The sequence below is a fragment of the Pseudarthrobacter sp. MDT3-1 genome, assembly GCF_054510755.1.
Genome location: NZ_JBTNDX010000074.1, coordinates 1 through 1,649, shown reverse-complemented (window position 1 = coordinate 1,649; position 1,649 = coordinate 1). Strand labels below are relative to the sequence as shown.

Below are 1,649 nucleotides of genomic sequence, written 5' to 3'. Positions count from 1 at the left end.
TGTGATGTCTCGAAACATCGGTGACAGTTCTGCCTCAGGACAATGGTGACACTCCATGTCTCCGGACATCGGTGACGGTCCCCTGTCTGCGGCTATTTTCGGAAGCGGGCGCGTGCCTTGCTGATGCCCATGTAGGCAGTGCCTTCCGGGGGCCAGAGGTACTCCACGATGATTTCCCCCTCGGTGCTGACGAAGACGATACCCTCGGCGTCCCAGTCGGCGATGACGATGCGGCCGCCCATCGCCGTGGTCAAGGAGAACAGTGTTCTGCCGATGTTGACGACGCCGTTGGGATAGACCCGCAGTTTTCGGCTGCCAGTGGTTGCCGGATGGGCGATGCTGCCGGTGATCGTGCTTGGTGCCGCCTCCGGAGGTGCTTCTGGTTGCTGGTTCATTGAGATACTCCCGGTGATCGTGCTTGGTGCCGCCTCCGGAGGTGCTTCTGGTTGCTGGTTCATTGAGATACTCCCGGCCGTGTCGCCGGCGGGGTCGGGCGCTGCTTCGACGGCACCCACCAGCGGGAACACCGGGCCTGGGCCCTGGGGCTCGGGAAGAACCGGAACGGGTTTCGGCCTCGGCGCCTCGGCGATGACCGTGGCGTCCCAGGACTGCTGCGGGGTGATGCGCCCCGGCAGTCCCTGATGCGGGCGCTCGGTGTTGTATATCTGGTCGAAACGGTCGACCTGGGCCTGCAGCTCTGCGTGGGACCGGGCGAAGGGCTGCTTGTCCAGCCACCTGAACAGGGTTTGATGGAACCGCTCGTTCTTGCCCTGGGTGGTCGGCTTGTACGGTTTGCCGGTAATCGGCTCGACGCCGAGCGAGGTCACGTAGGTGACCAGCTGTCCTTCCCATCCGCGGCGTGAGGGATTTAGGGCCACTCCGTTGTCGGTGAGGATCCTTTGAGGTACCCCGCGGGCGGCGATGCCCTTCTTGACGACCGTCAGGGCCGCCTCGCTAGTTTCCCCGCCCGCCACGTGGGTGGCCAATGCGAGGCGGGAATGGTCGTCCTGCAGCTGGAAGATCACGCACTTGCGTCCGCCGCTGAGGACGTATTCGGTGGCGTCCAGCTGCCAGCAGGCGTTCGGGGCGGGGTAGACGAACCGGCGGTATGCGGCCCGGGGCTTCTTCTTTGGTTCGAGCCGTGCCACGTTCTTTTCCCGGAAGATCCGTGCCAGGGAGGCCACGGACGGGGCCTGCATTTTCAGGGACACCATCTTGTCGTGCACGCTGATCGGCCCGTGGTCCAGTCCGGAGGATTCCAGGGCGGCACGCACGTTCAGCGCTTCTTGTTTGAGGGCCTCGGTGAGTTTCGTGGGCGAGGTCTTCGGGCGGCGTGAGCGCGGCTCCAGGGCTGCGGCCTGGCCCTCGTTCCGTGCCCTGGCACGGATCGCGTAGAACGTCTTGCGGGTGATGCCATGCTCGACGCAGAACGAGGTGACGGACCCGCGCGGCGCGTCATCGGGCCACTGGGCGATCGCAAGGCGGATACGGGCATCGACAGGCTCATTCTTATTCACCAGTCATTCTTCATGCCCCGCGCCCTGCCGCTCAAAGCCGCGTTAACCCTCTGGAAGTGTCACCACCAAGAAAGGCCGAAGTGTCACTATTGTCCTGAGGCAGAACTGTCACCGATGTCCTGCGACATAACA

At 64.1% G+C, this 1,649-nt stretch carries 1 pseudogene; it reads right to left on the bottom strand.

Features of this window, described 5'->3' with window-relative positions:
- Nucleotides 1-477: 477 nt before the first annotated feature.
- A pseudogene (locus tag ACX80X_RS21155) lies at nt 478-1,517 on the bottom strand (integrase core domain-containing protein); the annotation flags it as partial.
- Between the last annotated feature and the right edge of the window lie 132 nt (nt 1,518-1,649).